We start from the raw sequence: 4,701 nt of genomic DNA, 5'->3' as shown, positions 1-4,701 counted from the left end.
TGGTCGATCTTGTGCTCATGCAGGCAGATGCCCTTGACCAGGTCGATCTGCACCTCGTAGGCGGTGGCCAGACCGCGGATCAGATCGGCACCGGAGGCCCCGACGTGCTGGGCGACGGCGACCAGCGGCGGGATGTTGTCACCGGGGTGCGAGTATTCGGCGGCCAGGAAGGTGTCGTGGAAGTCCAGCTCACGCACGGCCACACCATTGGCGAACGCGGCCCACTCGGGCGAGTAGACGCCGCCGATACCGAACACGCCGGCACCGGTGCGGTCGGTGCCGGTGTACGGGTGGGCCTGCGCCTGGGTGCGGGCCGAGGTGACGGGGCGGCGGATCACCGACGCCGCGCTCACCGAGGCGTTGTCGATGATGCGGTTGATGATCATGTCCTCGGTGTCGGCGGGCACTTCGACAGGGTCGACGGCGATCGCCGCGATCTTCTCGGCGAGGTGCTCCGACTTGGGGAAGTCGTCCGAACTGCGATGCGAGGTGACGGTGTGATTGATCATGTCCACACCGTACGCACAGCTCCGATATCAACGAAAGACCTGGATATTGTGTATAATTGCGGATCTTTCCTCGCTCCTTTGCGAATGTTGTGGATGTTGGATCCGCTATGCTCACGCCATGGCCAAGCTGTTTGTGGGCGCCCGTCTGCGCCGTCTGCGCGACGAGCGTGGACTCTCCCAGGCGGCGCTGGCCCGGCGGATCGAGCTGTCCACCAGCTACGTCAATCAACTGGAGAACGACCAGCGCCCCATCACCGTGCCTGTGCTACTCACCCTCACCCGCGAGTTCGATCTGGGCGCCGACTACTTCGCCGCCGACCCCGACGCCCGCCTGGTCGCGGACCTGTCCGACGCCCTGGCCGCGCACTCCGAATCCGGCGAGGTCTCCCGCGCGGAGATCACCGAACTGGTTTCCCGGATGCCTGCCGCGGGCCGCACGCTCGTCGCCCTGCACCGCAGGCTCACCGCACTGACCGCCGAGGTCGAGATGTATCGCGGCGAGTTCGCCGACGCCCCGTCCGACACCACATCGCCGCGCACCCCGATGCCGTTCGAGGAGGTGCGTGACTTCTTCTACGACCACAAGAATCACATCGACGTCCTCGACGTGGCGGCGGAGGAAATGTTCGACAGACACGGACTGTCCATCGGCGGCCTGGATCTTCAACTGGCGCAGGTACTTTCCGATGAGTTCGGCATCCGGGTGGCGATCGCCCACGACACTGACCCGGTCAAGGCAAGCACCAACCCGAAACGACGGTTCGACACTGCCGGCAAGACGGTCCACCTCGCGGGTAGACTCAACGCCGGCCAGCGTGCCTTTCAGCTCGCCACCCAGCTCGCATTCCTCACGCAGGCGCGATTGTTCGATGAGATCCTCGCCGGTGCCGAAAACCTCAGTCCCGAATCGGTTCCCGTCGCCCGCGTCGGCCTGGCCAACTACTTCGCCGGCGCGTTGGTGCTGCCGTACGAACGTTTCCTGCGCGCCGCCGAGGCCAACGCCTACGACATCGAACTGCTGAGTCTGGGTTTCCAGGTCGGCTTCGAGACCGTATGCCATCGCCTCTCGACGATGCAGCGACCGTCCAACCGTGGCATCCCATTCATCTTCGTCCGCACCGACCGCGCCGGCAACATCTCGAAACGTCAAAGCGCCACCGCATTTCACTTCTCCCGCGTCGGCGGGAACTGTCCGCTGTGGGTGGTGCACGACGCCTTCTCGACGCCGGGCCGGATCGTCACCCAGACCTCGCAGATGCCCGACGGCCGTTCGTACTTCTGGCTGGCCCGCACCACCGACGAGGGCGTCGGCTATCTGGCCCCGCACAAGAGTTTCGCGATCGGCCTGGGCTGCGACATTGCCCACGCCCACAAGTTGATCTACTCCACCGGCATCGATCTGACCGACGCCCGCACCACCGTCCCGATCGGCGCAGGCTGCAAGGTATGCGACCGCCCCGCCTGCCCACAACGCGCCTTCCCGCAACTCGGTCGCCCTATCCACATCGACGCCGGCATATCCGACTCGATCCCCTACCGCCCGGAACCGGCCTGATCACCTCATGCACCCGTGTCGCCGGACCCTTCGAGACGCTCGCTCGTACCTCGCATCGCCCTCAGGGATCAAGATGTTTGGTCGCGACGCGAGGACGAAGGAACCAGGTCCACCCCTCTTGATCCCCAAGGCCGAAGCGACCACACCTCTTGATCCCTGAGGCCGAAGCGACCACACATCTTGATCCCTGAGGCCGATGCGAGGTACGAGCGAGGGTCACGAAGGGTCCGGTGAGGTGCGCGCATGACCGGACCACCACCGTCGACAAGCAACGGAAATACTGCTGTAACCCGCCGGTCGTAGCGTGGCGCGGGTGAGTACCCGAACACTGATCGCCGGGTGTGCGATCGTCACCGTCGACGCGCAGCGCCGCGAACTACGCGACGGCTGGGTACTTATCGACGGCACCACCATCTCGGCTGTCGGCACCGACCCGGACGATCCGATGGTCACAGGGCTCGGCGACGACGTGATCCGCGTCGACGGCAGCGGCTGCGTCCTCACGCCCGGCCTGGTCAACACCCACCATCATCTGTATCAGTGGATCACCCGCGGACTGGCCGCCGACCATACCCTGTTCGAGTGGCTCACCACCCTGTATCCCGTGTGGGCGGGTATCGACGAACAGGCCGTCAACGTGGCGGCCGTCGGCGGGCTCACGCATCTGATGCTGTCGGGATGCACCACCACGACCGACCACCATTACGTCTTCCCCAAAGAGGGCGGCGATCTGCTGGCCGCGGAGATCCTGGCCGCGCAGACCGTCGGGGTGCGCTTTCATCCGACCCGCGGGTCGATGGACCTGTCGGAGAAGGACGGTGGCCTGCCGCCGGATTCGGTGGTCCAGACCATCGACGAGATCCTCACCGCCAGTACCGATGCCGTGGACCGCTGGCATGATCCGGCCACGGACTCGATGCTGCGCATCGCCCTCGCCCCGTGTTCGCCGTTCTCGGTGACCACCGACCTGCTGCGTGAATCCTCCACGCTGGCAAGGCACCTCGGCGTCCGGATGCATACGCACCTAGCCGAATCCCCCGACGAGAACACCTATTGCGCCGAGCATTTCAATGCCACGCCGCTCGAATACATGGAGTCGGTGGGCTGGGTGGGTAATGACGTCTGGTTCGCACACGGAATCGAGTTCTCCGACAACGAGATCGGCCGCCTCGCGGCCACTTCGACCGGCGTCGCACACTGCCCCACTTCGAATGCGCGCCTGGGCAATCGAATCTGCCGCACCAAGGAACTCGTGGCCGCCGGCGTGCCCGTCGGGCTCGGGGTTGACGGCGCCGCATCGAACGAGTCGTGCCGCCTGCTGGAGGAAGCCCACCAGGCAGTGCTGATGGCCCGCGCAAAGGGCGGGCCCACCGCGCTCACCACGCGCACGGCCATCGAACTCGCCACCATCGGCGGCGCGCGAGTGCTGGGCCGGGACAACGAGATCGGCTCCGTCGAGCTCGGTAAGCTCGCCGACCTGGTGCTGTGGGATCTGGACACCGTCGCACACAGCGACATCGACGATCCGGTGGCGGCGCTGGTCCTCGGCGCCCAGCCGCCGATCCGCGGCTCGTGGATCAACGGGCGACGGGTCGTCGACGAAGCGGGGATACTGACGGTCGACGCCGCGACAGTGGCCGACAAGACCCGAGCCGAACATCGCAGGCTCCTGGACAAGGCTGGCCGCTGATGGACCTCAACACCATCACCGGATACCGCTTCGCCCGCACTCGTGACGACCTGCGACTGGCACCCGGCGAGACGATCGTGGCGGGTGGCACGTGGTTCTTCAGCGAACCCCAGGTGGACTCGACAGGTGTTGTCGACATCTCCGGAATCGATTGGCCCGCATTCGAAGATCTTCCCGACGGCGGACTGCGGGTGGCCGCCACCGCCACCATTTCCTCGCTCGCGACGCTCCCGCTGCGCCTGGAATGGCCCGCGCAGCGCTTGTTCGCCCAATGCGCCGACGCCCTTCTCGCCTCGTTCAAGATCCAGCATGTGGCCACCGTCGGCGGCAACGTCTGCCGGTCGTTCGCGGCGGCGTCGATGGTGTCGCTGATGGCCGGCCTCGACGCGGTGGCCCACATCTGGTGTCCGGACGGCACCGACCGCCGCGAGCCGGTCGAAACATTCGTCACGGGCCAGGGCACCAACACCCTCGCCCCCGGTGAGGTGTTGCGCGCCATGGACATTCCCGCCCGCGCCTTGAATGCACGATCCGGTTTCCGCAAGATCGCGCTCGCCGAACTAGGTCGCTCGGGGGCCGTCGTCACCGGCCGCCTCGACACCGACGGCCACTTCGTCACCGGCATCACCGCCGCCACCCTGCGACCCACCATCCTGCGCTACCCCACCCTCCCCGACGCCGAAACCCTGCGCCGCGACATCGAATCCGCCGACGGCTACTACACCGACCCCCTCGGCTCGGAAGACTGGCGCCGCGCCGTCAGTGCCGTTCTCGCCGAACAGATCCGAACCGAGCTCACCGATGTCTGACCACAGAGCACCGGCGACCACCCATCTTGATCCCCCAAATCACCTCCAAACTCAGCACAAGGTCAAACCACACAGCCCACACCCGACCACCCATCTTGATCCCCCAAATCACCTCCAAACTCAGCACAAGGTCAAACC

General features: G+C 66.1%; 4 protein-coding genes. 3 read left to right on the top strand and 1 reads right to left on the bottom strand.

Annotation, left to right across the window (positions count from 1 at the left end; translation table 11 throughout):
* Positions 1 to 509, bottom strand: a 509-nt coding sequence (locus Q0627_RS05660; RefSeq protein ID WP_298808263.1) for an MmgE/PrpD family protein, incomplete at its 3' end; no start/stop codon positions are given.
* 118 nt (positions 510 to 627) lie between these two features.
* Here Q0627_RS05660 and Q0627_RS05655 point away from each other — a divergent pair.
* The 3 genes from Q0627_RS05655 to Q0627_RS05645 all read left to right on the top strand — a co-directional run bounded on the left by Q0627_RS05655 (position 628) and on the right by Q0627_RS05645 (position 4,563).
* On the top strand, positions 628 to 2,064 hold the full coding sequence (locus Q0627_RS05655) for a short-chain fatty acyl-CoA regulator family protein (protein WP_298808260.1): 1,437 nt from the start codon (positions 628 to 630) through the stop codon (positions 2,062 to 2,064).
* A 313-nt stretch (positions 2,065 to 2,377) separates the two neighbouring features.
* The gene (locus Q0627_RS05650) at positions 2,378 to 3,754 is read left to right on the top strand and encodes an 8-oxoguanine deaminase (RefSeq protein WP_298808258.1); all 1,377 of its coding nucleotides are present in this window, start codon (positions 2,378 to 2,380) and stop codon (positions 3,752 to 3,754) included.
* Positions 3,754 to 4,563 carry a xanthine dehydrogenase family protein subunit M gene (locus Q0627_RS05645; RefSeq protein WP_298808256.1) on the top strand — a complete coding sequence of 270 codons (810 nt, stop codon included), beginning with the start codon at positions 3,754 to 3,756 and terminating at the stop codon, positions 4,561 to 4,563. The genes Q0627_RS05650 and Q0627_RS05645 overlap by 1 nt, the downstream gene beginning before the upstream one ends.
* Positions 4,564 to 4,701: the final 138 nt, after the last annotated feature.

This window comes from uncultured Gordonia sp. (assembly GCF_937858515.1).
Classification (GTDB): domain Bacteria; phylum Actinomycetota; class Actinomycetes; order Mycobacteriales; family Mycobacteriaceae; genus Gordonia.
This window is presented reverse-complemented; position numbering and strand designations above follow the sequence as displayed.